This window comes from Hallerella sp., from assembly GCF_022776125.1.
Lineage (GTDB): Bacteria > Fibrobacterota > Fibrobacteria > Fibrobacterales > Fibrobacteraceae > Hallerella > Hallerella succinigenes.
In genome coordinates this window covers 1-25901 of sequence record NZ_JALFIA010000044.1, presented here as the reverse complement: position 1 = coordinate 25901, position 25901 = coordinate 1, and the positions used below count along the sequence as shown (strand labels likewise).

Below are 25901 nucleotides of genomic sequence, written 5' to 3'. Positions count from 1 at the left end.
CGGGAGGTTACCGCCGTAAATGGAGGAGCAACCCGTAGCGTTCGCGACAACCATGCGGTCACCGAACAGCTGAGAAACGAGACGCACGTAAGCGGTTTCGCCGCAGCCTGCGCAGCTTCCGGAGAATTCGAACAGAGGTTCGAGGAGCATGGCCTGCTTGACGAGGTTCTTGTTGACCTTGGTGCGGTCGAATTCCGGGAGATCGACGAAGAAGTCGAAGCACTTGCCTTCCTGAACCTTGATGGGTTCCTGCGGCACCATGTTGATGGCCTTCTTGGTTTCGTCGGCCTTGTCCTTAGCCGGGCAAGCCTGAACGCAGACGCCACAACCTGTACAATCGTAGCTCGACACAGAAATAGCGAACACGGCTTCGGCAAAATCGGTCTTGTAACCCTTGGCAACCGTGTACTTGAAGCCTTCCGGAGCATTTGCGACAGAGGACTTGTCTACAACTTTCTGGCGAATGGCTGCATGCGGGCACACCATGGCACACTTACCGCACTGCAAGCAGACTTCCGGATTCCAGGACGGGATCATCAAAGCAAGATCACGCTTTTCGTACTTCGTCGTACCGGTCGGGAAAACACCGTCCACCGGCATCTTCGAAACCGGAAGTTTTTCGCCGTTGCCCTTGATGATTTCTGCGGTGACTTCGTTCACGAACTTCGGAGCGTCGCCGTGGATCGGAGCGCGGAATTCCTTGGTGCTGGTGACAGTAGCAGGAACCTTGACTTCGAACAGGTTAGCAAGAGAGGCGTCGATAGCGTCCCAGTTCTTCTGGACCACTTCCTGACCCTTCTTGGCGTAAGTCTTTTCGGCGTACTTCTTGATGTACTTGATGGCGGTTTCGGCATCGAGCACGTTACCGAGCTTAGAGAAGAAGCAGGTCTGCATCACGGTGTTGATACGGCGGCCCATGCCGGTCTTCGCGGCAACGGCGTAAGCGTCGATCACATACACCTTGAGGTGCTTCTTGATGATTTCTTCCTGCACCGGACGCGGGAATGTATCCCACACGGTGTCGGCGGAGTGCGGAGTGTTCACGAGGAAGGTTGCGCCATCCTTCGCGTACTTCAGCATGTCCACGGACTCGAGATGCGGAGTATGGTGGCAAGCGACAAAGTCCGCCTGATTTTCTTCGATCAAGTACGGAGCGTCGATGATGCTCTTACCGAAGCGCAAGTGCGAAGTCGTCATCGAACCAGACTTCTTCGAGTCGTATACGAAATAGCCCTGTGCATAGTTTGCGGTTTCGTTACCGATAATCTTGATGGAGTTCTTGTTCGCTCCCACGGTACCGTCGGAACCGAGACCGAAGAACATCGCCTGGAAAAACGTATTATCCAAATGGAAGTTCGGATCCACGTCCAAGCTCAAGTGCGTCACGTCGTCGATGATGCCCACCGTGAAACGGTCCTTCGGAGCATCCTTGGCGAGTTCGTCGTATACAGCCTTCACCATCGCCGGCGTAAATTCCTTCGACGAAAGACCGTAGCGTCCGCCGATAATGCGCGGCAAAGTAATTTCGCCGTTCATCGCCGCAGAAGAGATCGCCGTGATGACGTCCTGCAAGAGCGGTTCGCCAGCGGAACCCGGTTCCTTGCAGCGGTCGAGAACCGCAATTTTCTTCACAGTTTTCGGGAGAGCCTTCACAAGCTGTTCTGCCGGGAACGGACGGAACAAGCGCACGATCAAAAGACCGAGTTTTTCGCCCTTCTTGTTCAAATATTCAATGGTATCCTTTACAGTCGAAGCAGCAGAGCCCATAACAACAATCACGCGTTCTGCATCCGGAGCACCGACGTAATCCACCAAGTGGTACTGTCTGCCGGTATAGCTTGCCACCTTGTCCATATACTTCTGGACAATCTGCGGGAAGACGTTGTAATACGGGTTGACCGTTTCGCGACCCTGGAAGTAAACATCCGGGTTCTGAGCGGTACCGCGCATGGTCGGACGATCCGGCGTCAAAGCGCGGTCGCGGCATGCCTTCACATACTTGTCATCAATCACCTGACGAATCACATCGTCGTCCAAGGCTTCGATTTTCATCACTTCATGGCTCGTACGGAAGCCGTCAAAGAAGTGCATCGTCGGAATGCGTCCTTCAAGAGTAGACGCGTGAGCCACGAGGGCCATATCCTGACATTCCTGCACCGAAGCAGAGCAGAGCATCGCAAAGCCCGTCTGACGACAAGCCATCACGTCGGAATGATCCCCAAAGATCGAAAGGCCCTGTGCGGCAAGAGAACGAGCCGTCACATGGAATACGGTCGGAGTGAGTTCGCCCGCAATCTTGTACATGTTAGGAATCATCAAGAGCAAGCCCTGAGACGCCGTAAAGGTCGTCGTCAAAGCACCCGCCTGCAAAGCTCCGTGCACGGTACCAGCGGCACCGCCCTCGGATTGCATTTCAAACACACGGGGAACCTGTCCCCAGATATTTTTCTTACCAGCCGCGCTCCAGTTATCCGCATGTTCAGCCATAGGGCTTGACGGAGTAATCGGGTAGATTGCCGCTACCTCGCTTACCTGAAAAGCGACACGAGCAGTCGCTTCATTGCCATCGACTGCAATCATTTTTTTTGCCATAGATATCTCCAGAAAAAGGATTTTTTCCAATCTAGGATTGAAAATATTCCCCCCTTAAATTACACTTTTTCTAAACAAAATTGGCATAATTTCTAAAAAAAACATTCTTTTTGTTGCATTTTTTCCGATTCTTGGCAATGAGGGAAAAAAGCATTTTTTTGGAGAATACTATTTTCATATATTAAACGTATGAAGGAATACGCAAAAGATTATAACGCCAAGCACTTAGGCAACTGCGCCATGTCCGTGGCAGCGGCCTGGTTAAACGCTCACCAGGGCGATATGTCCGAGGTAGAAAGGTTTAGATCCTGCGGTGGTGGACGTGCCGAAGGAGGTCTTTGCGGGGCTCTCTACGCAGCTCTCCAGTACTGCCCCGCCCAAAAAGACAAAATTACTGAAGAGTTCCGCAAACGTTGCAATGGAACCCTTTGCTCGGAGCTTCGACCATCCAAGAACCACACTTGCAACGACCGCGTTGGCGTCGCTGCAGAAATTCTTGACGAGCTCGAAGAATCTAAATAATAGTGAAACTACCGAGTTCTAGCCAATCCGAAACACTTTCCAGTTCAATCCTTACAGAAAACCTGTCCGAAACCTCCGTCCACGGTCACTTTGAAAACTGTGGAGAAAGTCAAGGTCTTCTAAGGCTCGACTTCCACGTTCATTTGGCACGTCTCCCTGAACCGGCACTTATCTGCAGGGAACTGCACAGGCGCCACATTCAAAGCGTCCTCGTCGCCTGTGAACCGTGGGAATGGGAAGCCTGCACTCCCCTTTTCAAGGAATTTCCTCAAACGCTCGTTCCATGCATCGGAATTCACCCGATGATCGCTGAACAGGATTCCCTTCAAGGCCTAGAACAGCTTCGAAGCCTTCTTCAAAAATTTCCTAAAGCCTATGTCGGTGAATGCGGGCTCGACAAGCGCTTTCCGGGATACGCTCCGGAAGAAGTCCAGGAAGAAATCTTCATTTCACAAGCAAGGCTCGCCCTGGAATTCAATCGTCCGCTGATGATTCACGCTGTCGGCGATTACCGTCGCATTCTCAAAATTCTAGAAGATCTCGGATTCCCACGTTCTAACGCCTTCCCCATTTTTCACCGTTTTGGCGGCGACAAGGAAGTTGTCAAGCGCGCTCTCCGCATGAATGCGCTTTTTTCTGTTCACCCAGATTCCTTCCGCAAGGCTTCTACCCAAGCTTCCCTTAGCGCCATTCCCCGAGAAAACCTTCGTCTAGAAACCGATGCAGACGAAAACTTCCCCATCCAAAATCCAGACAAAACAGCAAAAACGCCTGGCGAAATTGCGCAGGCGTTAATTCAAAGTTTGCAGTCTGTCGAAGAAAAACTAAAAAGCCTTTAATCTTCCAACGAGAAGTCGACCGTCGTCACGACGCGCACCTTTTTGATGTACGGCGTATTCTGATCGCGGTCGTCAATGCTAAAATAGCCTTGAGAAGCCGAGCGGATTTTGCCGAGTTTGCTTTCGGAATCCTTCGCAAATTTTTCCGCCACTTCGCGGGCATTGTGCGTCGCATCTTCAATCATCTTCGGCTTTACGGTATTCAACCCGGTGAACTGGAAGTCTGCATAGTTCGCACGCACCGTGATTCCCTGCGATACAAGTTCTGCAATCGCAGTCTGGAGTTTTCGAACCGCCTCGATATTCGTCGATGCAATGGAAATATACGACGAGACCGTGTAGCGGAATTTCGGCGCTTTTTCCCTATAAACGATTTCTTCGTTATCCGTCACGTCTGGAGCATTCACCGTGATTTCCGAATCCTGAATGCCGTACTTCTTCAGGAACTCTTTCACGACCGAATTCTTTTCCGAAATCTTTTTGTAGATCGCCGGAATGTCATCGCCGAGTTCGTTAAAGTTCAAGCCCCAAAAAACCTTATCCGCAGGAACTTCTATTTCGGCAAGACCCCGCACATGCACCACGCGATCCCGATTGACCATTTTTTTCATGCCACAGTAAATGCATGCGCCGAAAATGACCACAGCGACGGCCAAAATGATTGCTTCAGGAATTCGATTTTTCATACTCTACACCTCTGATTATTTTTTTTCTTCAGGAAAATAGCACACATCCGGAAGCGACCTATATGCATCCGCATAATCCAGACCATATCCGACGACAAAAAGATTTTCGATCGTGAATCCCCTGTAATCGATATCAAAATTCACTTCGCGACGGCTAGGCTTATCGAGAAGCGCGCAGGTCCTGACCGTTTTTGCGCCACATTCTAAAACCGCTTTCGAAAGATTACAAAGCGTATGCCCCGTATCGAAAATGTCATCGATTAAAAGCACATTCTTTCCCTGGACATCCAATTTTTCCAGTCCCGAAACTGTAAACGAAGAACGTTTTGTCCCGTTTCCGTAACTGCTCGCCTTCACAAATTGAACCTTTAAATTCGGGGAAGACATCGCGCGCACAAGATCCGCCACAAAAATGAACGCACCCGTCAGCACACCGACCACCAAGTCGATTCGTTCCTTCGCAGAAATTTCCGCGGCAAGTTCCGCCACGCGCTTTTCAAGATCTTCTTTCGAAATTAAAACTTTCAAGTCACCCATCGGCTATATTATACTAAATTTTATATGTCAAAAAATGACAACAACAAAAAATCCGCACCCTTTGCAGAATGCGGATTTCATCGAATTCAAAATCTTACTTGTACAGCAAGTTCACGCCGCAGAAGATCGCGCGCATGTTCGCCTTGAGCGTATCGCTCGAAACGCCACGGCCTTCGACTTCCTTGTCGTTCACCTTCAGCACAATTCGGCTCAATCCACGACCCGCCCAGAGCTTATCCTTTTCAGGCACCACGAGCTGACGGTACTTGACGAGTTCCACCGGCATGCCGATTTCTCGCATCAAGATAAGAGCCGCTTCCACAGGACCTTCCGCCGTAACGGACTTTACAATCGCTTCGCCGTCCTTCTTGAAGTGGAAGATAAAGCGGTTTTCGTCCGGAATCACTTCGATGTTGTTAAAGATCAAATGTCCGTTCACATTGATGAAGTGCTCACGGAAAATGTCAAGGACGCGATCTGCGGACAGTTCGCCTTCCTTTTCACTCGCCGCCTTGAGAATCGGCTGCAGTTCTGCCGCCTCTGCGAGAGAGAGCTTGTAACCGAACTTGGTCACAATTTCATAAACCGCGGTACGGCCGCTCTGGCTTGTGAAGCCCAGAGAATCGTTCTGATGGCGACCGATCATCGAGTAATCGATCGGACGGTAGGCACCCTTTTTCAGGTCCTTCGTCTTGCTTGCGCCGTCCTGATGAATGCCGCTACGATGCACAATAGCTTCGGCACCGATCAGCGGTGCTCGGCTGTAAATGTTCACGCCCGACCACTGCGAAATGAGAATGGCCGTTTCGTAAATGCGGTCAAGATGAATGTCCACAGGCGTTCCTGAATTCGCGAGAGCCACGACGACTTCATAGAAGTTCGTGTTACCGCAACGTTCACCGAGGCCGTTCAAGGAGACTTCCAACTGATTTGCGCCCGCATAGAAACTTTCCACGGTTGCAGCCGTCGCCATACCGAGGTCGTTATGGCAGTGAACAGAAATCGTGATATTCTTCGGCAGAGCGTCATATACCTGCTTGATCTGGTTCACGTACAGAGCCGGACGGTAACGTTCCACCGTATTCGGCAGGTTGATCGTCGTCGCACCGGCTTCGACCACAGCCTTCAATTCATCGATCACAAAATCCATGTTTTCGAGGCAGTCGCCAAAGTGTTCCACGCTGAATTCCACGTCACCCTTGTCACCGACCAAAGACTTGGCAAGCTTTACGCAGCTGACAGCGCGTTCCTTCACCTGTTCCGGGGTCATGTGCAAAACGTGTTCCATCGAAAGCGGGCTGCCTGCGATAAACGTATGAATACGCGGATGCGGAGCGTACTTCACCGCATCCCAGCAACGCTGAATGTCACTCGGTACGCAACGGGCCAAGCCAGAAACGACAATGTTCTGAGCTTCGACATTGCCCTCTTCCGCCATCTGGGCGGTGAGCTTAGCCAGTTCCTTAACCGATTCAAAGTCCATTTCGGAAGAAGCCGGGAAGCCGACTTCTGCACCCTGGACACCGAGCTTCAAAAGTTGCAGATAAACGTCTTTTTTCTGTGCATTGTTCCACGGATTCGGCAGAGCCTGATTTCCGTCACGCAGAGTCACGTCATAAATAAACGGTTTTCTCTGATTTTTTTCTTCAATCATTTTGATCTCCTTGCCGCACCTTCTAGGCCGCAAAGTCCTTGATATTCTTGCACAAAAAAATTAGAATTTTATGCAAAACAAAAGACCCGCGCCAAGAAAGAGCGGGCCATTTTTGTTTAAAACTAACGTTTCGCGTTTAAACCAAAAACCTATCCAAAAACGGATACCGCTCCAGAGCTAAAACCCGGAAGTCGATCGTTTAGAAGGTTTAAGATCAAAGTCGTTCTCATATTTACAAATGTAGTAAGAATTCTTTCATTTGGCAAGCAAAATCTTTAATCTTTCAGACAACGGACCGAAAGGCCGGAATCCTTGAAGGAATTGCCGAATCCCATCGTATTGATCATACCGCTCAATGTTCGGATATAGGCAGTCGTCGTGGTTTCCGACTCACGTGTCCAATAATAAGCCTTGAAACCCAAATCGGAAAACGCGCGGAAATAGTAACGCCCCGAAGCAAGAGCGTTAAAGCCCAAAATATCATTTCCCGGCGTCACTAAGTCCGAATCCCACGATTCCGTACTCCGCAAAGAGGTATTTTCATCCCCCGCGTTTTCAAGAGCATAAGCGGCTAAGGAATCCCATTCGTCTTGGCTCGGCAAATGAAAGCCATCGGGGCATGCCTTCACAGCGGAGCTCCATTCATAAAGGCGCCCATAAACATCGCAATTCGAAGCGCCGTCATCGTAACACCAGGATGCGTTCATGCAGTAATTCATATTTTCGGCAAGCCAAGTCTGGCTTCCGATTTGGACTGTCCTATAAACATTCCCGTCTCGGGCATCACAGATCGTTTCGGCTTCAAGCGAATCCGGGCAAACAAGTGCCTTTGGACAAGAAACGCTCGAAGCTTCTTCCGCGATTTCTTCGGCAGTCGAAAAATCACACGCCCCAAGGATCAAAGCAGCTAATCCGCACAGAATCTGAATTTTCGAAGTCTTCATCTATAAACCAACCTTTTCAAACGGAGAACGCGGTTTCGCTAACAAATTAAAAAAAGACTCCCCTTTCGAGGAGTCTTCAGAAAATATTCAGCTATTCCGATTACATGGAAATAAGCATCATCGAGAACACCATCACGAACAAGGCAACCGTTTCACCGACGCCAAGCACCATCAAGTAGTTCACAAGACCCTTACCCGTTTCACCGAGAGCATTACAGCCATTCGCTGCGGACTTGCCCACGAACCATGCGGAAATAGCAATGCCAAGGCCTCCAAAGATGCCCACACCCAAGTAAGCCGGCCAAAGGGTCGCCGTCGGATCGGAGCCTTCCGGGCCGATTCGTCCCAGGATGTACATCATCAGGAGCATGCCGTAAATCGTCTGTGCAATCGGTGCGCCGACAAAGATGAGCAAGGTGAAAAGCGCATTCTTCCCTTTCAGGTACGCTTTTTTCCATGCACCAATGGCGGCCATGCCGGCTGTACCGCAACCGAGTGCGGAGCCAAACGCGGAAAGCCCTAGCGCAGCTACAGCCCCGAACTTGGCTAATGTGGTCATTGTTTCCTGATCCATAAGTTTAACGCTCTATGGAAAAGGATTAGAGAACCATCATCGAGAAGACGAGCACGAACAAGGCAACCGTTTCAACGATACCGAGCACCATGAGGTAGTTCACCATGCCCTTGCCGGTTTCGCCGAGAGCGTCGCAAGCGACAGCTGCGGACTTGCCCTGGAACCAAGCGGAAGCCATGAGACCGAAACCGCCGAAGATACCGGCACCGAGGCAACCGCCCCAGTTAGCCACTTCGCCAGCCGGAACGCTAGCCACATAGTTCAAGATGAAGTTCATGAGCAGCATGCCGTAAATCGTCTGGGAAATCGGAGCACCGACGAAGACGAGAAGGGTGAAGAGTGCGCCCTTACCCTGAGCGTAAGCCTTCTTCCAGACAGAGATTGCAGACATACCAGCCGTACCGCACCCAAGGGCAGAGCCCATAGCGCCAAAGCCGAGAGCAGCTGCAGCACCCATTTTCGCGAGAGTCAATGTTGTATTCGGATCCATTTTCTATTCCTCTTATTAGGTAGTGGGATTTATCCCTTGGTTAATTTTTGTTCTTGGAGAAGGGGGAGAAAGCATAGCCGCTCCACTGCAAATCCAAGCCATTGGAAAATTCAAGTGTATTCAAACGTACTGCATGAACGGCAACCCCCATCAAAGCAAGCGCAATATTCAAGCCATGTACGAAAAGTAGAATGACGGCGGCGCCAAAGACCCCGACGAACGAGCCGAACAGCGGAGATAGCATTCCGTTGAACGCTTCCGCAATGGCCGCACCGGACATGCCCACAGCAAACAGACGGATATAACTGATCACATCCGTGAAGCTGTTGACGATGTTCAACGCGAGCATCGGAATCGAGATCCAGTCCTGCTTCAAACGGCTAGGCGGCACGCTGAAGAGAACAAGGAGAACTGCAGCGACCACGAACAGCGGAATTGCAAAACCCGGAAGGGCAAAGCCAAGAACCATGTTGTTCGCGAGCATAAACATGAACCAGCAGCAGAGGAGCCAACCAACCTGCGCCATGAACGTCGAATCCTTTCTCTTGAAACGGATAATGATGTTCCAAGCGTGAGCGATGGTTAAATGCACCACTGCGAGACAGAAGCAGAAGAACTGGACGTGCGTCATCTGAGATGCCCCAGCTTCTCCAGGAACGAAAGATTCCGGGAAAATCTTGAAATCTTGGACCCACGCCTTGTAAGACTCGAACACCTGAGGATCGGTCGGAGCGCTTGTGCGAATCCACTGCATTGCGTGACGGACAGGTTCCGGAAGCCATGCGTAATTCGTAAAGTCAAGGTAGTAGCTCCAGCCCGCCCATTCCGGTTTCAGGCCGAGGAAACTGCCATTGAAAATGCCCCAGACGATTGTAGCTCCACACATCAAGTACATGAAGCTAAAACCAGAGGATTTGGAATTCGGATTCTTCTTGCGAACATAGAGCGTAATGGCAAGGAACAAAAGTCCATAAGCCACGTCGCCCACGATCATCGCGAAGAAAATACTGAAGAACACGAGGAACACGCTCGAAACGTCCACTTCGTGATAACCCGGAGCAATACCGATGATATCATAAAGCATCTGCATCGGGCGGGAAACCTTGCTGTACGTGAGAAGCGTCGGAACGTTATCTTCGTCCGTCGGATCTTCCACGCGGAGCGCCCAACCAGAAGCCTTTGCGGTCGTTTCGAGTTCCTTTACACGCAGAGCCGGGCAGAAGCCCTGGATTGCAGCGAGAAGGTTCGACGAAAGCATGCCCGCCGACGTTTCTTCGAACGTGTAAGCGTCAGAAGCTTCTTTCAAGCAGTCCTGCACCTTTTTCTTGTCTGCAGCGAGTTCCGAAAGACGGTTTTCGACAAGAGCGAGTTTCTTTTCAGCATTTTCCTTGAGGGTACGGTAATGAGAAATCGAATGCGCCGGAAGCGGAAGAACCGTAGCCGGAGTCGAAAGCTTAGCCGGAGATTCCCCGCGGTTGATCACCGCACGGCAAAGGCCTTCCCCGCTTTCACCAAACGGGATGACCAAAGCTTCCTTGTCCTCGACTTCGAACGCCTTCTTGGCTTCCGAAACATAAAGACGTACAAACACGCCACGAGATTCCAGAGCACGGACGCTATCCGGATCGAGATTCCCGAACACTTCGTAACGCATCAACCCGTTGTTTGCTTCGGAAATATCGTCTTCCGCACGCTTGCGCACCTGGAGAAGCTTCTGCACTTCTTCGACAACCGCTTCGCCGTTCAGAGAGCTGCCTTCAGCTTTCTTCTTCACATCCGGAAGGGTTTCGAGCACCTTCTGCACACGATTCATATCGTTACGTGCGGAATTCAGCGCATTGCCCGTCGGATTCTTGAGCGGAGTCACGTGCATAATGCCCATGCTGCGAAGGGTTTCGAGAGAAGCCTTTCGCTCGCTGTCGAGACAGATGATCGTCACTTTCTTCATCGGAGTAATCATGCAGCAGCTCCTTCCTGAGCGAGGATGCGAGCGTTTGCCTTCCCCTTCGCCAGCTTGGAACGCGCAACACCCGAGATCTGCTGGTCGGAAAGGAAGATGTTGATCGTGCGAATGTTTTCCTTCGCTTCCGGAATCTTCACCTTTTCGAACAGGTTGACTCTTTGGCTCGTCGAGCGCAGTTCATTGGACAAAAGTTCGTACTGTTTTTCGAGCACGCGGCGTTCGAGACGGAGGGAAATGAGTCCCTGGAGGGAACGGATACCTTCATCGAGCCACGCCGGCGTCGTAAAGAAATCTGGAATGGCGACATTGAAGTCTACCCCGTCAAACAGCGGTATTTCCACACCGGCGATGTTGCCTTCGCCTTCGCGGACTTCCTTGACGGAAATATACTTGTCCCATTCAATAGGTTCCGCATAAAGGCCGATCCACCCCGCAATCGACTTGCGAAGCGCGTCTTCTTCCTCTCTTTTCGCCATCACCTTTGCCTGAAGCGTACGCATCTCCATCTGAAGCTGCTGCTTCTTCAGCAAAAGCGTCGGCAAATAGCGCTGGTAGCGCTTGAGCGAATCGCGTTCAGCCTTTAAAGCGTTTTTTGTGAGCTTGACCTTCGCCATTACCCCTTCCCCGGCCAATACTGGTTGATCATTTTAGACGGAATACCGGTTTCTTCCGGAGTAAAGCAGTCGGCGAGAATTTCCCAGCCGAGATCCAAAGCCTTTTCGAGCGGGATGTTAACAGAAAGGTCCATCATTTCCTTTTCGAAACGTTCGCCGTACTTCAAAAGCTTGTTGTCCCAGTTACTCATGCGGAAGCCCATGGACTGCTTTTCAAGCGTTTCCTTGTAGCTTGCGTAGAGCTGGATCATCGTGTTCATGATTGTGCGGTGGTCGCTTCGGGTCTTGCCGTTCACCTGCTGCTTCAAACGGGAGAGCGAGCCGAACGGTTCGATACGGCCGTGCTTCAAATAGAACTGACCTTCGGTGATATAACCCGTGTTATCCGGAACCGGGTGGGTCACGTCGTCGCCCGGCATCGTCGTCACGGCGAGAATCGTAATGGAGCCCGAGCCTTCGAAGTCGACAGCCTTTTCATAACGGCTGGCGAGCTGAGAATAAAGGTCGCCAGGATAACCACGGTTCGACGGGATCTGTTCCATCGTAATCGAGATTTCCTTCATCGCATCCGCGAAGTTCGTCATATCCGTGAGAAGAACTAGCACGTTCTTGCCGCGGGTCGCAAACTGTTCTGCCACTGCGAGAGAGGCATCCGGAACGAGCAAGGATTCCACGATCGGGTCGGAAGCCGTGTGGACGAACATCACGGTACGGGAAAGTGCACCGTTCTGGTCAAGGTAATCCTTCAAATAGAGATAATCATCGTGCTTCAAGCCCATACCACCGAGGACGATCACGTCCACTTCAGCCTGGAGCGCGATACGCGCGAGGAGCTGGTTGTACGGTTCACCAGCGACAGAGAAAATCGGGAGCTTCTGAGAAACGACGAGAGTATTGAACACGTCGATCATCGGAATACCGGTACGCACCATCGTCTTCGGAATGATACGCTTAGCCGGGTTCACCGAAGGACCTCCGATAGGGACCGGATTTTCTTCGATAGCCGGACCGTTGTCACGCGGAACGCCTGCACCGGTAAAGACTCGACCGAGAAGAGCGTCGCTGAACGGGATTTCCATCGGCTTGCCGAGGAATCGAACCTGAGAATCCGTAGCAATACCACGAGCTCCAGCGAACACCTGCAAGTCAACCATGTCACCGTCGATACGGATCACACGAGCGAGAGACGTACCCTGAGCGCTTGTAACCTGAGCGAGTTCCTGATTGGCAACGCCATCTGCCTTGACGGTAATAACGCTACCCGCAATACGTTCAATACGATGATAAACCTTATACATTCTTCGTGACCTCTGCGACGGAGTTGAAAATCTGTTCTTCGAGAGACTTGAATTCGTTAGAATCAAATGCAACTCGGTTCCAGTCCTTAGTCGCCTGTGTAAGCTTCAAGAAGAATCCACGGGCGGAATCCTTATCGGCGAATTCCATCGGAGTCTTCAAAATCTTGTAAACGCGGTCAAAGACGTACTTCTGACGATCCGCAGAGCAAGCTGCATCGATTTCATGGTAAGCGTCCTGCTGCAGATAGACGGAGTCGAGATATTCGGACTTCAAGTAAGTAATGAAGTCTTCGATCGACGTACCTTCTTCACCCACGACCTTCATCATCTGGTTCACATCATTACCGGCGGCGAGGATATGACGGGCTTCTTCCACCTTAGCGGATTCGATGATGCCTTCGTACTTGGACCAAGATTCGAGCGGGTGAATTGCCGGGAAGCGACGCTGGTCGGAACGTTCACGGGAAAGGCCGAGGAATGCGCCCACCACCTTCAAGGTAGCCTGCGTCACCGGTTCTTCAAAGTTACCACCTGCCGGGGAGACGGAACCGCAAATCGTCACGGAACCCGTAGAACCATCGCGGAGCTTCACCACACCACCGCGTTCATAGAAGGAAGCGATTGTGGATTCGAGGTAAGCCGGGAATGCTTCTTCGCCCGGGATTTCTTCCAAACGTCCGCTCATTTCACGAAGAGCCTGAGCCCAACGAGAAGTCGAGTCAGCGAGGAGGAGAACGTTCAAGCCCATCTGACGATAGTATTCAGCAATCGTCACTCCGGTATAAACGGAAGCTTCACGCGCGGCCACCGGCATGGAAGACGTGTTACAAATGATGAGCGTACGGTCCATCAAGCTCTTGCCGGTACGCGGGTCATTGAGTTCCGGGAATTCGCGAAGGGTCTCCACCACTTCACCAGCACGTTCACCGCAAGCGGCGAGAATCACGACATCGACGTCCGCATAACGGCTCATCAACTGCTGAAGCACGGTCTTGCCAGCACCGAAGGGCCCCGGCGTGCAGAACGTACCGCCCTGAGCCACCGGGAAGAACGTATCGATGATGCGCTGCTGCATCGTGAGAGGCTTTGTCGGGCGGAGGCGTTCCTGGTAGTTCTTGATAGGAACCTTCACCGGCCATGTCTGATACATCTTGACTTCGATCTTCTTGCCTTCGGCGTCCTTCAAAACGGCGATGACATCTTCAATGACATGTTCACCGGCCGGGACGATGGATTCGACTGTCACCTGACCGCGAACGCGGAACGGCACCATGATGCGGTGCTTGAAAATGCCTTCCGGAACAGTACCGAGCGTATCGCCGCCCGTCACCGTATCGCCGGCCTTAGCCGTCGGAGTAAAGGACCATTTGCGATCACGCGGAAGAGCCGGAAGATACTTACCGCGCTGCAGGAAGAATCCGCATTCTTCCGCAAGATTCGGAAGCGGGTTCTGCAAACCGTCGAACACCTGAGTCAAAAGGCCCGGGCCCAGTTCCACGGAAAGAAGTTCTCCAGTAAAGTGGACTTCGTCGCCCGCCTTAAGGCCTGTCGTGTCTTCGAAAACCTGGAGTTCTGCATAGTCTCCGCGAATACGGATAACTTCACTCTTAAGTTCCACACCAGACGAAAGCTTGGCGAAACCGACTTCGTTTTGTGCTACTGCGCCGTCGAATGCAACACGGATCAAGTTACCGTTTACTCCGACGATTTTACCGATACTAGCCATTGAAAGTAAGACCTCCGGTCATCATCCCTGCTTGCTAGCAGGATCGTTATCATTAATTACTTTGAGGACAGCCGCATTCCCCGCTTCTTCGGAGATGCGGGACCAACGTTCGCAAATTTGAAGTTTCTTGGCAAAAGCATAGAGAAATGCCATCGATTCTTCATCGGGAGCGAGCTGGTCCAACAACCAAAAACGGGCGCGGTCCAAATCCTGTTCGCGTTCAAGCGGATCCGGTTTAGCAAAAGCGTCCGTTACCATTTTGGCAAATGTCACGTCATAGCCGGGGAACGGGCGTTCGGTAAAACGCACATCTGGGCCCCAGGATGCGGCACGTGCATGTCCTAAAATATTTTTCAACTGAGTCTCGTGAGCCTGATATGCCGAGACGAAAGGATCGTCGTTAGGCTCTCCGTTGACAACTGCATCAAACGTGGCGAGTTCTTTTTCGCTCATCACGCTCGAGCAACGATTGCGCAAATCCGCCACCGAAAACGGGGGCGTATCTCCGAACCGCAAAAACGGAAGCGACGCAGAAATATAAACGGCATTGCTCATGAATTATTTTTCCTGAGCTGCGCTAGATACAACCTTAGCAATCTGCGGGCGAACCATGGAGGAAAGCGCCGATGCGATTTCCGGAGCGGTAAATTCGTGAGAGATCTTGCCGTTTTCTACCTTAACGCGGAAGCCGAACTTGATGCCGGAATCGCTTTCGACCTTGACACCCTTGCCGAGTTCCTTGGCAAATTCACCCGTCACAAAGGAAGTGAGCTTCGCCTTGTCTGCGTCAGAGAAGACGACGGCGAGATCGGAATTGTAATTCTTAGCGAGGGCAAGAAGCATTTCCTTGACCGTTGCTTCGGAAAGGTTCTTTTCGACCTGGAGAGCGACGATATCGCTCACGATCTTTTCAAAACGACGACCCACAGAAATCAAAACGTCACGTGCAGCCTGTTCGAGGGCACGTTCGCTACGTTCTGTATAGACTTCAGCATCCTTATCGGCCTTTTCAAGCTTGGCGGCGGCTTCGGCTTCTGCATTCTTAATGATGCTTGCGGCTTCTTCCTTCGCCTTGGCGATAATTGCACTGGACTGGGCTTCAGCCTTGTCCACGGCTTCTTTTTGGATGCGATCAATCAGTGTCTGTAAATCTTCAGCCATAAAATCTCCGATAATTCAATAGCGCTTTTTGCGTCAATTTTAATATACAAGAAAAAAGTTCGATAAACGGCAAAATTATGTTAAAAATGTGAAAATTTTCGACAAAAAAGACGCTTTATAGGACGAAAAGCATCCTTTGGAGGCTAAATAATAGAACAAATTTTAGATATAGCTTATTTTGGTCGATCCGTCGCCGAGGAATCTTTGGCGAGCGAAATCAGCCATGCAACCATCAGAGAAGCGTCCTTGTCGGAGAGCTTCTTGATTTCCATCGGGCGATACTTGTCCGGGTGGATTGGTTGTGGATCTTTGAGATAATCGAAAAGACCTTTGGGATTGTCCAAGTAGCGTTCCACATTCCCCTGCATATCGGGGCCTGCAAAATTTCGCTTCCAGCGGTGGCAGGCGTAGCATTCCTGATCGTACAGTTCAGCGACCGAGGCTCTCGCTTCGGGAGTCAGCTCGGGCAGCTGAAAGACTTCTGCGGCAAAAAGAGCCGTCATGAACAGGAATACAGACCAAAATATCGCCGGGTGACGGAACATCCTAATCCTTGGGCTTTAGGAACTTGCCCGTCAGATGCGTCACGACAAAGCGCGGCAACAGACGTTCCACAAAGAGCACAGCCTTGTTGATAGGTCCCGGAACAATCCTGTCTGGAAATCCGAGCAGGATCGCCTTCGCAGCTTCCCAAGCGACTTTTTCCGGAGAAGTGCTGAAAAGAGTTCTCCAGAATCCCCTTTTAGAACCTGCCTGGAAATGGAATCCCGTATCGACAGTCCCCGGGCAGAGCGTTAAAACGCGGACGCCATAAGGACGCGCTTCTTCAGCAAGAGCTTCGCTATAGGAAAGGACAAAAGCCTTGCTCGCATAATAGGCCGCCATATAAGGTCCCGGCTGGAAACCGGCGACGCTCGCTACGTTCAAAATGACACCGCAACGGCGGGCATACATGGTTTTGAGGGAAAGTTTGCAAAGCACCATTAGGCTTTCGATGTTCAGCGTGACCATCTTTGTTTCCGATTCCGTCGGAATTTCAGTAGCGTCGCCGCTATAGCCGATGCCTGCATCGTTTACCAAAAGATCAGGCGGGCGACCGACCAGCTCGATCGTTTTTTCGAAAACCTGTTCCGCAGCCCCCGAAACCGAAAGATCTGCCGGAAGGGCAAAAGCATTTACGCCAAAGCGGACAGAAAGATCCTTTGCCAAGGTTTCGAGCTTATCGGCCCGACGCGCCACCAAAACGATGTTTTCGGTTTGCGGCGCAAGCGTATAGGCGATTTCCTTGCCAATGCCCGCACTTGCGCCTGTAATCAAAAGAGCTTTATATCGTTTCATGATTTTCCCCCAAATTTCTATATTAGGGCCGTCTCTTTGAAATTAACTTTTTTTTATGGAATTCGCAACTCATGGACATTGTTGGCATTTTACTTGTCGCATGTGCGTTGTCGATCGACTGCTTTGCTATTTCTCTTTCGGTTGGACTGTGCCGTAAAGAGACCTCGCAGATTGAAATTTCAAAGATCGGGCTCTTTTTTGGCGTATTCCAAGCTGGAATGACTTTGCTAGGTGCCTTCTGCGGAAAATTTTTGGCGGAGCTCATCGGAGCTTTTGACCATTGGATTGCCTTTGGGCTTTTGGTCTTTTTGGGCGTCCGCATGATCCGCGAAGCGGCAATCGGCGGAGAGGACAGAACCTTTACCCAAAAGCTTTCCTTGAAAACCTTGGCGGCTCTTGCCGTGGCGACAAGCCTCGACGCGCTCGCGGTCGGGCTTTCCTTTGCGCTGATCGGGCACGAGATTCTTTGGACCTCTTTCGTCATCGGTATCGTCGCATTCCTTGCGGCAGAAATCGGGACGAACGTGGGCAAGACTGCCGGGAAAAAGTTTTCTTCCGAAGTGACGGAATGGATTGGCGGTGTCGTTCTGATTTTAATCGGGATAAAGATTCTCGCCGAGCATTTACAGCAGGATCTTTCCTAAAGAATTTTGGATTTTTTGAACTTTTCGCGCACGAGCAAAAGATCGTGTTCGTAAGGGTCGCGTTTGAAGTCGTCGAAAGCCCATGCCGTCGGAATAAAGTGCCCTTTCGCATAATGCAGAATCATGTCGAGCCAGAGGCCCGCGCCCGCGTAAAGCTTGAACGGTCCACGCTTATAAGAAGGCAGAACGACCTTGTCTAAATCCATGTAGCCGATGTCGATATTCACGTGGCGCTGTTCTGCAGATTCGGCGAAGGTCTGTTCCAAAGCGTTCGAACGTTCCTTTTCCTTGCCGATTTCTTCCGGGGAAACGGTGCGTTCAAACGAAAGCACGCCGCGGTAAAGACCGCTTCCCATTTCGGGGGTGTAATAATCGGTTTTGTCGAAGGGGTAAAGTTTGCCCAAGTGACGGATCGGTCCCCAGGTCTTTTGCAAGGATCGGAGAAGGTCTTCGGGCCATTCGGCACCCGGGACAAGGACAAATGCGAGAAGTGCTGCTTTTTCTGAAAAATGATGAGGTGTTGCCATGATCAATGCGTGTAAAGCTGGAGCATTTTTGTCATGAATTCCAGCTGGTCTTCGGTAAAGGCTTCCGTATCTTCCGGGTTATCGGCCGATATGGGGAACATCGGATTCAAAGCGTCGGGGCACATGACGCCCATTTTGGCAAGGACAATACGCGGCATCACTTCGGAAGGCATGTCGAGATAATCGGCAGAGACTTCGGAGTTTGCCAAAAGCGGAATCAACGCGCCGCAGTGCGGAGTATCTTCCAAGCCGTCTTGTACATTGGATTTGTCTAGGGCATTGCTCACTTCGGTGGTCGTCGACGTCGTATGACGCAGGCCGAAGAAATGCCCCGATTCATGAATTGCGGTCAAAACAATCTGCAGTGCACTTTGCGAAGTTTCCCTGCTGTTGTTTTCCAGATAATGCGTTCCAATGACAACCGTACTGCCATCGCCACCGCCAAAGTTTCCACTGAAAAGTGCAGAATATCCGAGGATACCCGTCTTTTCAATCCGATGCACGAGGACAATATCCAGAGCATTATAGATATCTGGTTCCGCATCGGAATTTGGCCAGCCGCCCAATTCCGAAACAAAGTAGTCGTCCGAAGATTTTCCCGCAAGCCAAGGTTCGTTATCCGGATAGAAATTGGAAAGATCCGTGCGCTCCGACGCATAATGCAGATAGAGCGTATCCACGACCGCTCCCCCAGCCGCAAAAGAACTGCGGAATTTTTCTAGCATCAAACGGGAAAGGCTATCGAGAGATACATTATCTTGCGTTCCATCATAAGAACCGGCGACAATCAAATTCACCTTGAAATGAAGACTGTTCGACCCCGAACCTTCGAAGCGAAGATTCTGAACCTCTCCGGAATAATATTCTCCGTCTTCCACGAGAGAAGTTCCCCAGAAAGCCAAATCGGATTCCTGACAATCAAAATGATAAACCCAGCGGCCAGCTGAATCTGTCGCTTCCAAACTGCGAGTCCGATTTCCGATGATGTAAGTTGTTGATGTTTTTGGAATCAAACGGTAGAGCTGGAGCTTTGGAGCCTCATGAGTCGAATCCGCATCAAAAGAAAGCGTGTACTGTCCATTTGGAAATACGCGCATCAAAACGCCCGTGCTCAAGTGCTGTTCCAAGGAATCATTTGCCGCAGGATCGTTTGCGTAGATGGAAAATGTGGCGTCCAAGGGCTTTAAGGAAACATCATCCGACGAAGACGAAATCGTTTCAAAAAGTTCGCAGCCCGAAAGTGTGAAAAGCGAAGCCATCCCTAAAAGGGAGAAAATGCGTGATTTTTTCTTCGTTTTCGTCATTCGAGCGTCTACCATTAAGAGAATTCCTGCTATAGAATCAATTTAATCAAATTCAAGGAGAAAAGAATGCATTGGGAAGATTTGAAGAATTTTTTAAAGCCCCTGTCGGAAAGACCCGCCCTTGCCGGTTTTTTTGCAGGAGTTCTTTACCTGTCTTCTGCTGCATTCCCGCTTTACGGTGCGGTCTGCACCGCTATCCTAATTGTCTTTTTAGCGATTCTTCCCACCTTTCCGCGTCGCACGACGCTCTGCATTCTGCTCGCCTTTTCGCTGCGGTTGCTTCTTATGCTTTGGAATAGTCCTGAATATAAATTCGAGCCCGAGAAACTTCCCCGGGAAAGTTCGGGTTTTGTCGAATCCGTACTGGACAGGCCCGAAGGCGTTGCGGCCATTCTCCAAAGTAAATTCGGAAAACTGCGTCTTTCAAAAAAAGAACCGCCCTTCCCCGCTCCCGGAGATTCGATTTTGTTTACGGCAAAATGGTACCCGGTAGAGCCTCCTACGGTACCGGGAGGATTCGATTCGCCGAAGTGGCTTCAAAGCCAAAATCTCGCCGGCTTTGGAAAGCTCGAAAAATTTCAGGTTTTACGCCACCGTTTCATTCCGGAAGAAGCCTTTTCAAAGATTCGCCACGCACTCAAAAATTACTTCGCCCAGTTTTTACCGCCAGCGGAAACAGGACTCTTGATCGGGCTTTTGGCTGGTGACCGTTCAAGCATTCCCGATTCGCTGCAAAGCGGATTTCGTCGAGCGGGAATTGTGCATGTTCTCGCGATTAGTGGGTTTCATGTCGTGCTACTTTCGGGAATGGTCCTACTGTTTTTGAAGGCGACCCGGATGCCACACAAATTTGCCCGGAGCGCCGCCATTTTATTAATGCTCCTTTATGCTCCGGTCGCCGGAGGTTCGCCCGCCGTGTACCGAGCCGTTTTCATGTTCACCGTGGTGCAGCTTGGACAGCTCTTTCAGCGCAAGGCGGACAGTCTGAATTCGCTCGGAGTCGCCCTGTTGATTTTGACAGCAATCGATCCGCAGATCTTGTGGAATGTCGGTTTTCAACTTTCCGCTTCTGCGACAGGAGGGATCATCGCCTACGGAAAGCGTTCCCCCTGGGAGACCGAGAACGAAGCCTTCAAAAAGAATCCGCTTTGGAAATTTTTGGAATCGAATGTTCTGAGTGCAATCTGGATTACGCTTGTTGCAACAGCATCGACTGCTCCGTTTTTGATTTGGTCGTTTCATTCCCTGTCGCCGATTTCCATTTTGGGAAATATTTTTGTTGTTCCGCTGGTGAGCCTTGGCATGCAAGCAGGAATCTTTGCGCTCCTTTTGCCGATTCCGATGATTGCGAACTTTTTTTGTGCGGCGGCTGGATTTTTATTTCGCCTTTCGGCGTATCTGGTGAGCCGAATTTCTACCGTTTCGATTGCCTCGGTGACCGTTGGACCTTTCCCCGCCTGGATTTTAATTCTCGGCGGCGTGCTCGTGCTTTCGCTCGGCGCTTTTAAGAGCAACCGTTTTGCAAGAAAACAGGTCCTTGTGATTTTGCTCGCCTTTGGCGTTTACGCTCTTGGTTCGGAACTCGGAGGCAAGTTAAAGCCTTCCTGGAAAGTAACGGTTTTAGACATTGGGCAAGGCGACTGTATTTTTGTCCAAAGCCCTCGGGGAGACGCTTACCTTGTCGATGTCGGTGTGAATTCCGGAAGGCGGAACGTGGCAAACGACAAAATTATTCCCTTTTTGCAGGAGAGTGGCGTGTGGAAGTTGAAAGGAATCATTGTAACGCATCCGGACTTGGACCATTTTTCGGGAGCGAGCGTTTTGATGAAAGAATTTCCCGTGGAGAATCTTTGGGTGCAGGAATGTTCCCGCATTACAGAAAAGCCCGAATGGCAAGAAGTTCTCCAAACCGCATCCGAAAAGAACATTCCCATTCAGGACTTACGCCGCGGCATGCTCTTTACCGAAACGACTCGCCAAGGCTTGCACCACGTGAACACCTGGAAAATGCGCGTTCTGCACCCCGACCCGTTTCATTGCGGCGAGACCAATTTCGAAAGCACCACGATCCGCATTTCAGGCGTGGGAGGCTCCATACTGCTCACGGGAGATTTGACGAAAGAGGGCGAACGGGAAATTCTCGCCACGGACATTCCCCTGAAAACAGACATTCTAAAACTAGGCCATCACGGTTCCAAAACTTCCAGTTCGAGAGAATTCTTAAAAGCGGTTTCCCCGGACATCGCCATCGCTTCGAACGGCCGTCATAATAAATTCCACCACCCGCACAAGCAGGTGGTGGAAAGACTCGACAGTTTGAAGATTCCCCTGCTGAACACGTCCCAAAAAGGAACTGTCCAGGTGGAATTTGACGAAAGTGGTTACCGCATAACGACAGCGCTTTGAAAACGCAAAAATTACTTGAAGAAGCCGAGAACTTCTTCGTTCACCAAGGCGTTCGTCGCGACGCTTGTATAACCTTCATGAATCAGATGCGAAGGCGTGCCATCCGCATTGAAAAGCTTGGATTCACCGTTCAACAGGGAGAACTTGCCTCCCGCTTCCGCAAAGATCGCCGGAAACGCGGCGACATCCCATAAGGAGACAGTCGGATCGATCATCGCTTCGGCACGGCCCGTAGCAACGAGGAAGTAACCGTAGCAATCGCCCCAGCCACGGTAGAGCAAAGCCGACTTGCGATAGCGTTCAAAGTTTTCCGCATAACCTTCAGTTTCGAACGTATTCACCGTTCCCGAAAGGGCAAGGCCCTGCTTCATCTTCGCCACCTTCGAAACGTGAACTTGTGCATCATCCATAAAAGCTCCCAAGCCCTTGCCCGCATACAGCATGTGATTCTGCGCCGGCAAATTGACAATGCCCACCCAAGGTTCGTCTTTGTGATAAAGACCGATCAACGTTCCGAACAAAGGAACACCGCGAATAAAAGACTTGGTGCCGTCAATCGGATCGAAAACCCATTTGTATTCAGCATCCGGTTTTTCGATTCCGAATTCTTCGCCGATAACGCCAAAGTTCGGAGTTTCCTTTTCAAAGACCTGACGCAATTTTTCTTCTGCGCCTTTGTCTGCAATAGTGACAGGCGTGTTGTCCGGTTTCCATTCCACAGAAAGGTTCTTTTCGTAGTGCGAAAGAATCACAGCCTGTGCGGCAGTAGCGGCACGCTTTGCAATTCCCAAAAGTTCTTTGACTTCTGACATTTTGAACCTGAGCGTTAAGCGTTCGTCCACTTGGTCGCAAGATCGATCAGCAGTTGATTTTCCTTAGGCTGTCCAATCGTGATGCGGACCCATTCCGGCATGCCGAAGCTCTTGAGGTAACGGATGATCATGCCGTTCTGTTCTAAGAACTTCACAAATTCTGAGCACTTTTCGCCAATGTGAACGCAGATGAAGTTCGCCTGCGTCGGAAGAACCTTGTAGCCAAGATTCGTAAAGGCTTCCGTGAGCTGCGCGTTGCCCGCATTGTTCATATCGAGCGTCTTTTGAATATGATCGTCGTCGGAAAGAGCGGCTTCTGCAGCGGCCTGAGCGGCGAGGTTCACATCGAACGGCGGCTTCACCTTCCAAAGAGCCTTGATCACTTCGCTGCTCGAGAACGCATAACCGACGCGGACACCTGCAAGACCGTAGATCTTGCTGAAGGTGCGGTTCAGCATCAGGTTCGGGAATTTTTCTAGCTGCGACAGGAGTTTCGGATAATCCTTTGCCGTTGCAAATTCCGAATAAGCTTCATCGATGAACACGAGAATGTTCTGCGGAACCTTGGAGAGGAATTCGAGGATTTCCGATTCCGTGTAATAATAACCGGTCGGATTGTTCGGGTTGCAAATAAAAATGGCGCGAGTCTTCGGCGTAATCGCTTGAATATACGCGTCGAGATTCGGTCGGTTTTCTGTTTCTTCAACCGAAATGAACTTGGCGCCGAAGAGAAGGGCGGTCGCCTTGTACACAGAGAAGGTCGGGCGAATGCCGATAATTTCGTCACCCGGGCGGAAATAAGCCTTACCGACCATGTCGATGATTTCGTCCGAACCGTTGCCGATCACAATCTGATCCGAATTCACGTGGAACTTGTTTGCCAAAGCGGAAATCAGATGCGGAGCGTTTCCTCGCGGATAAAGGTGCAGCGTGTTCACGATGTTCGTGTACGCTTCGCAAGCCTTTTTCGATGGGCCCAATGGATTCTCGTTCGAAGCGAGCTTTACAGCGTTCTTTAAACCATACTGTTCACAAATTTCTTCAATGGACTTTCCAGGAACGTAATCGGAAAGATTTTCGAGTTCAGGACGTGTTTCGATCATATAACCTCTCGCGGCAAAATTTAGCAAAACAAATGCATCGTTATCGAGCCATCAGCGTTTTGTTTCCATATGGAGATTTTAGGCGAACAACCCCCTTTTGCACTGTAGAAGCAAGTACAAATAGATTTCCCGAACGCGTCACAGAAACCGGCAAACGCCGACCATCCAGCGAATACATTTGAACACGAACATGGCCCAGTTCCGCAGATGTAAGCCCCGTAACCTCTAAGATAAAGCTGCCCGTTCCATTTTTCCATGTACGAGCGGTAAAGATTGCATGGCGAAGACCAACGATTGCCTCGCGGGGTTCCATGCTAGGCACATCACCCTCGTTCACACTTGTCGATGCCAAGAGTTGCACATCGCTGTTATATGTCGATGCAAACGGGTTTACGACGAGAGCGTTCGCTTCCACATCTACCGGCAACAAGATATTACCTTTGTTTATGCAGCTGTCCAAGCGCAGGTATTCCATCTGGTCTGTGCTTCCCACAAGCCCCGAAATCCAGCCATTGACCGAATCTGCAGAAGTCTTTATTTCGATATCGCCTTCATTGACCGCCTTGAAAAGATCGGCACTCTTGGCTCCCGGACGCACGTAGCCCGCAATACCGCCCACGAACGGAGCCTTTGCATTTTCAACGGAAATCTTTCCCTTATTTTCTACGAAGCTTGCCTGTTTCACTTCCCAAATTCCCGCAACACCACCCACCTGCACCATTTGCTGTTCCTCTACACCATTATAAATCACATCGCCGTAGTTAACGCAACTGTCGAGAACTGTATTCGTATTTCCGGAGACATAGCCAAAAAGTCCACCCAATGCCGCATAAGACGCCGTAAGTTCTACCTTGCCATAATTAAAGTTACCCGTCATCGTCTTTTCAGAACCAAACGATAGTATTACACCGGCAAGACCGCCCACAAAGCCCGTTTCAGTCGAAACGTTTACCGAAATGTTACCCTTGCTCACATTGTCCTTGAATGTGCAAGGGGCAAGAAGTTCTCCTACAACGCCACCCACATCAGCATTTATGTGGCCTTTCACCGTAATGTTCGCTTCGTTCACATTCCTTTCGATTGCACCCGGATCCACAAGAACGCCAATCACACCGCCAACCGCAGCCTGTTTCTGGTTCGACACATTCATGGTTCCCTTGATCGTGTTATCGTAAAAGCCGACCCATTTCGCCACAGTGTTACCCATCAAACCGCCCCATTGCAGAGCCCCCTGATCATTATCGACTGTTTCATAAATCAATTCCACCGAATTATTCCGCAGTACGGCCTGCCCCGTCACCACCTGCGTCACAAAGGTGCCCACAAGCCCCGAATGACGGATGTACGTATTTTCGAATACGACATTGCTGTAATAGAGTGTGTCGCTGCCATTGTTAAACACCGGGCCGATAAAGCCCGCATTCCCGACATATCCCAAGGAATCATCGATATACAAGTTCGAAATCTTGTGACCATCACCGTCAAAGCTTCCTTCAAATGGACCGATTGCCTCCCAATTTCCCACATCACGACCACAAACAGGACTTAAATCCAAGTCCGCAGTCAGCTTGAAATGCAAGCCCTCGCCCGCATTCTGTAATTTGACGCCCTTGTAAGTGCCACTATCCAAAACAGCATTGCGAAACTGCAACAGTTCCTGCACAGAGCCAATGGTTAACGGATTTTCTTTTGTACCTAGGTCCGTCGCATAACAAGCTGCCGCAAATACCATAAGTATCATAAATTTTGCAAACTTCATATAGCCTCTGATTTCATTTGTTCACAATTCCAAATATAGATTCCATTCCCCATAAAATCGGGCATAATAAATATAAATGAAGAAATAACGCAAAAACGCCTCGTTTTAACGAGGCGTTTTTGCTCACACGTACGTGAGCCAAATCGTGATGCCGTATTGCGAAGGTTACACAACGCGGGTCATGCCGCTCATGCGGTCACGCAGCCAAGCACCGACTTCTTCAACAGGGTGGTTGCGGATGTTCTTATTCACCTTGATGAGCTCTTCGTTATCGACAGCGGTGGTCTTGCCTTCGCCGTAGATAGCGCCGATGTCGTCCTTCTTCACTTCGTTCTTCATGAAGTCGGCGAGCAGAGGCACGCACTTGTTGGCGAACAGGTAGCAGCCGTATTCGGCGGTGTCGCTGAT

24 protein-coding genes and 1 pseudogene are annotated in these 25901 nt (G+C 50.6%); 4 read left to right on the top strand and 21 right to left on the bottom strand.

The annotated features are described in order from the left end of the window. A partial coding sequence (nifJ, locus tag MR847_RS05385; protein ID WP_287723149.1) for a pyruvate:ferredoxin (flavodoxin) oxidoreductase occupies window positions 1-2592 on the bottom strand: 2592 nt, incomplete at its 3' end. A gap of 189 nt (window positions 2593-2781) precedes the next feature. Here nifJ and MR847_RS05380 point away from each other — a divergent pair. Continuing rightward, on the top strand, window positions 2782-3114 hold the full coding sequence (locus MR847_RS05380; protein ID WP_287723148.1) for a hypothetical protein: 333 nt from the start codon (window positions 2782-2784) through the stop codon (window positions 3112-3114). Window positions 3115-3116: 2 nt separating this feature from the next. Continuing rightward, complete coding sequence (locus tag MR847_RS05375; protein ID WP_287723147.1) at window positions 3117-3953, top strand: TatD family hydrolase; 837 nt, start codon at window positions 3117-3119, stop codon at window positions 3951-3953. On the opposite strand, the gene MR847_RS05370 is transcribed toward MR847_RS05375, so the two are convergent. The 14 genes from MR847_RS05370 to MR847_RS05305 form a co-directional block, all read right to left on the bottom strand. Further along, the gene (locus MR847_RS05370) at window positions 3950-4639 is read right to left on the bottom strand and encodes an SIMPL domain-containing protein (protein WP_277001787.1); all 690 of its coding nucleotides are present in this window, start codon (window positions 4637-4639) and stop codon (window positions 3950-3952) included. The genes MR847_RS05375 and MR847_RS05370 overlap by 4 nt on opposite strands. A 15-nt stretch (window positions 4640-4654) precedes the next feature. Then, complete coding sequence (hpt, locus tag MR847_RS05365; protein ID WP_287723146.1) at window positions 4655-5167, bottom strand: hypoxanthine phosphoribosyltransferase; 513 nt, start codon at window positions 5165-5167, stop codon at window positions 4655-4657. 103 nt (window positions 5168-5270) lie between these two features. Further along, window positions 5271-6830, bottom strand: coding sequence for a 2-isopropylmalate synthase LeuA2 (leuA2, locus tag MR847_RS05360; RefSeq protein ID WP_287723145.1), 1560 nt, complete (start codon window positions 6828-6830; stop codon window positions 5271-5273). A 275-nt stretch (window positions 6831-7105) separates the two neighbouring features. Further along, window positions 7106-7774 carry a fibrobacter succinogenes major paralogous domain-containing protein gene (locus tag MR847_RS05355; protein WP_287723144.1) on the bottom strand — a complete coding sequence of 223 codons (669 nt, stop codon included), beginning with the start codon at window positions 7772-7774 and terminating at the stop codon, window positions 7106-7108. A gap of 100 nt (window positions 7775-7874) precedes the next feature. Continuing rightward, complete coding sequence (locus MR847_RS05350; RefSeq protein ID WP_100424279.1) at window positions 7875-8348, bottom strand: ATP synthase subunit C-like protein; 474 nt, start codon at window positions 8346-8348, stop codon at window positions 7875-7877. 25 nt (window positions 8349-8373) lie between these two features. Then, window positions 8374-8838 carry an ATP synthase subunit C-like protein gene (locus MR847_RS05345; RefSeq protein ID WP_100424280.1) on the bottom strand — a complete coding sequence of 155 codons (465 nt, stop codon included), beginning with the start codon at window positions 8836-8838 and terminating at the stop codon, window positions 8374-8376. Window positions 8839-8878: 40 nt separating this feature from the next. After that, complete coding sequence (locus MR847_RS05340; protein ID WP_287723143.1) at window positions 8879-10798, bottom strand: V-type ATP synthase subunit I; 1920 nt, start codon at window positions 10796-10798, stop codon at window positions 8879-8881. Further along, complete coding sequence (locus tag MR847_RS05335; protein ID WP_100424282.1) at window positions 10795-11415, bottom strand: V-type ATP synthase subunit D; 621 nt, start codon at window positions 11413-11415, stop codon at window positions 10795-10797. The genes MR847_RS05340 and MR847_RS05335 overlap by 4 nt, the downstream gene beginning before the upstream one ends. Next, window positions 11415-12713, bottom strand: a complete 1299-nt coding sequence (locus MR847_RS05330; RefSeq protein WP_100424283.1) for a V-type ATP synthase subunit B — start codon at window positions 12711-12713, stop codon at window positions 11415-11417. Before MR847_RS05330 ends, MR847_RS05335 begins: the two co-directional genes overlap by 1 nt. Continuing rightward, window positions 12706-14439 (bottom strand): V-type ATP synthase subunit A, encoded by a 1734-nt coding sequence (locus MR847_RS05325; protein WP_106520311.1) that lies wholly within the window; start codon window positions 14437-14439, stop codon window positions 12706-12708. The genes MR847_RS05330 and MR847_RS05325 overlap by 8 nt, the downstream gene beginning before the upstream one ends. A gap of 21 nt (window positions 14440-14460) precedes the next feature. Beyond that, a complete protein-coding gene (locus tag MR847_RS05320; RefSeq protein WP_100424285.1) occupies window positions 14461-14994 on the bottom strand; it encodes a hypothetical protein in 534 nt (177 codons plus the stop codon). A gap of 3 nt (window positions 14995-14997) precedes the next feature. Continuing rightward, window positions 14998-15600 (bottom strand): ATPase, encoded by a 603-nt coding sequence (locus MR847_RS05315; RefSeq protein WP_106520310.1) that lies wholly within the window; start codon window positions 15598-15600, stop codon window positions 14998-15000. 173 nt (window positions 15601-15773) lie between these two features. Beyond that, window positions 15774-16145: a c-type cytochrome gene (locus MR847_RS05310; RefSeq protein ID WP_100424287.1), complete on the bottom strand. Its 372-nt coding sequence runs from the start codon at window positions 16143-16145 to the stop codon at window positions 15774-15776. A gap of 1 nt (window position 16146) precedes the next feature. Beyond that, window positions 16147-16938, bottom strand: coding sequence for an SDR family NAD(P)-dependent oxidoreductase (locus MR847_RS05305; RefSeq protein WP_100424288.1), 792 nt, complete (start codon window positions 16936-16938; stop codon window positions 16147-16149). A 71-nt stretch (window positions 16939-17009) separates the two neighbouring features. On the opposite strand from MR847_RS05305, the gene MR847_RS05300 reads away from it, so the two are divergent. Continuing rightward, on the top strand, window positions 17010-17582 hold the full coding sequence (locus MR847_RS05300; RefSeq protein ID WP_100424289.1) for a manganese efflux pump MntP: 573 nt from the start codon (window positions 17010-17012) through the stop codon (window positions 17580-17582). Here MR847_RS05300 and MR847_RS05295 read toward each other — a convergent pair. After that, window positions 17579-18109: a DUF4416 family protein gene (locus tag MR847_RS05295; protein ID WP_100424290.1), complete on the bottom strand. Its 531-nt coding sequence runs from the start codon at window positions 18107-18109 to the stop codon at window positions 17579-17581. The two genes, MR847_RS05300 and MR847_RS05295, sit on opposite strands and share 4 nt — an antisense overlap. Window positions 18110-18111: 2 nt before the next feature. Next, complete coding sequence (locus MR847_RS05290) at window positions 18112-19368, bottom strand: hypothetical protein (RefSeq protein WP_287723142.1); 1257 nt, start codon at window positions 19366-19368, stop codon at window positions 18112-18114. A 111-nt stretch (window positions 19369-19479) separates the two neighbouring features. Between MR847_RS05290 and MR847_RS05285 the strand changes: the two genes are divergently transcribed. Beyond that, the gene (locus MR847_RS05285; protein ID WP_287723141.1) at window positions 19480-21819 is read left to right on the top strand and encodes a DNA internalization-related competence protein ComEC/Rec2; all 2340 of its coding nucleotides are present in this window, start codon (window positions 19480-19482) and stop codon (window positions 21817-21819) included. A gap of 11 nt (window positions 21820-21830) precedes the next feature. Here the strand turns inward: MR847_RS05285 and MR847_RS05280 are convergent, their stop codons facing one another. The 4 genes and pseudogenes from MR847_RS05280 to MR847_RS05265 all read right to left on the bottom strand — a co-directional run. Beyond that, complete coding sequence (locus MR847_RS05280) at window positions 21831-22631, bottom strand: inositol monophosphatase family protein (protein WP_287723140.1); 801 nt, start codon at window positions 22629-22631, stop codon at window positions 21831-21833. Between the two features lie 14 nt (window positions 22632-22645). Then, window positions 22646-23734, bottom strand: coding sequence for a histidinol-phosphate transaminase (gene hisC, locus MR847_RS05275; protein ID WP_100424293.1), 1089 nt, complete (start codon window positions 23732-23734; stop codon window positions 22646-22648). Between the two features lie 40 nt (window positions 23735-23774). Next, entirely contained in the window at window positions 23775-25475 is a 1701-nt protein-coding gene (locus MR847_RS05270; protein ID WP_287723139.1) for a hypothetical protein, read from the bottom strand. Window positions 25476-25658: 183 nt separating this feature from the next. Continuing rightward, a pseudogene (locus tag MR847_RS05265) lies at window positions 25659-25901 on the bottom strand (ketol-acid reductoisomerase); the annotation flags it as partial.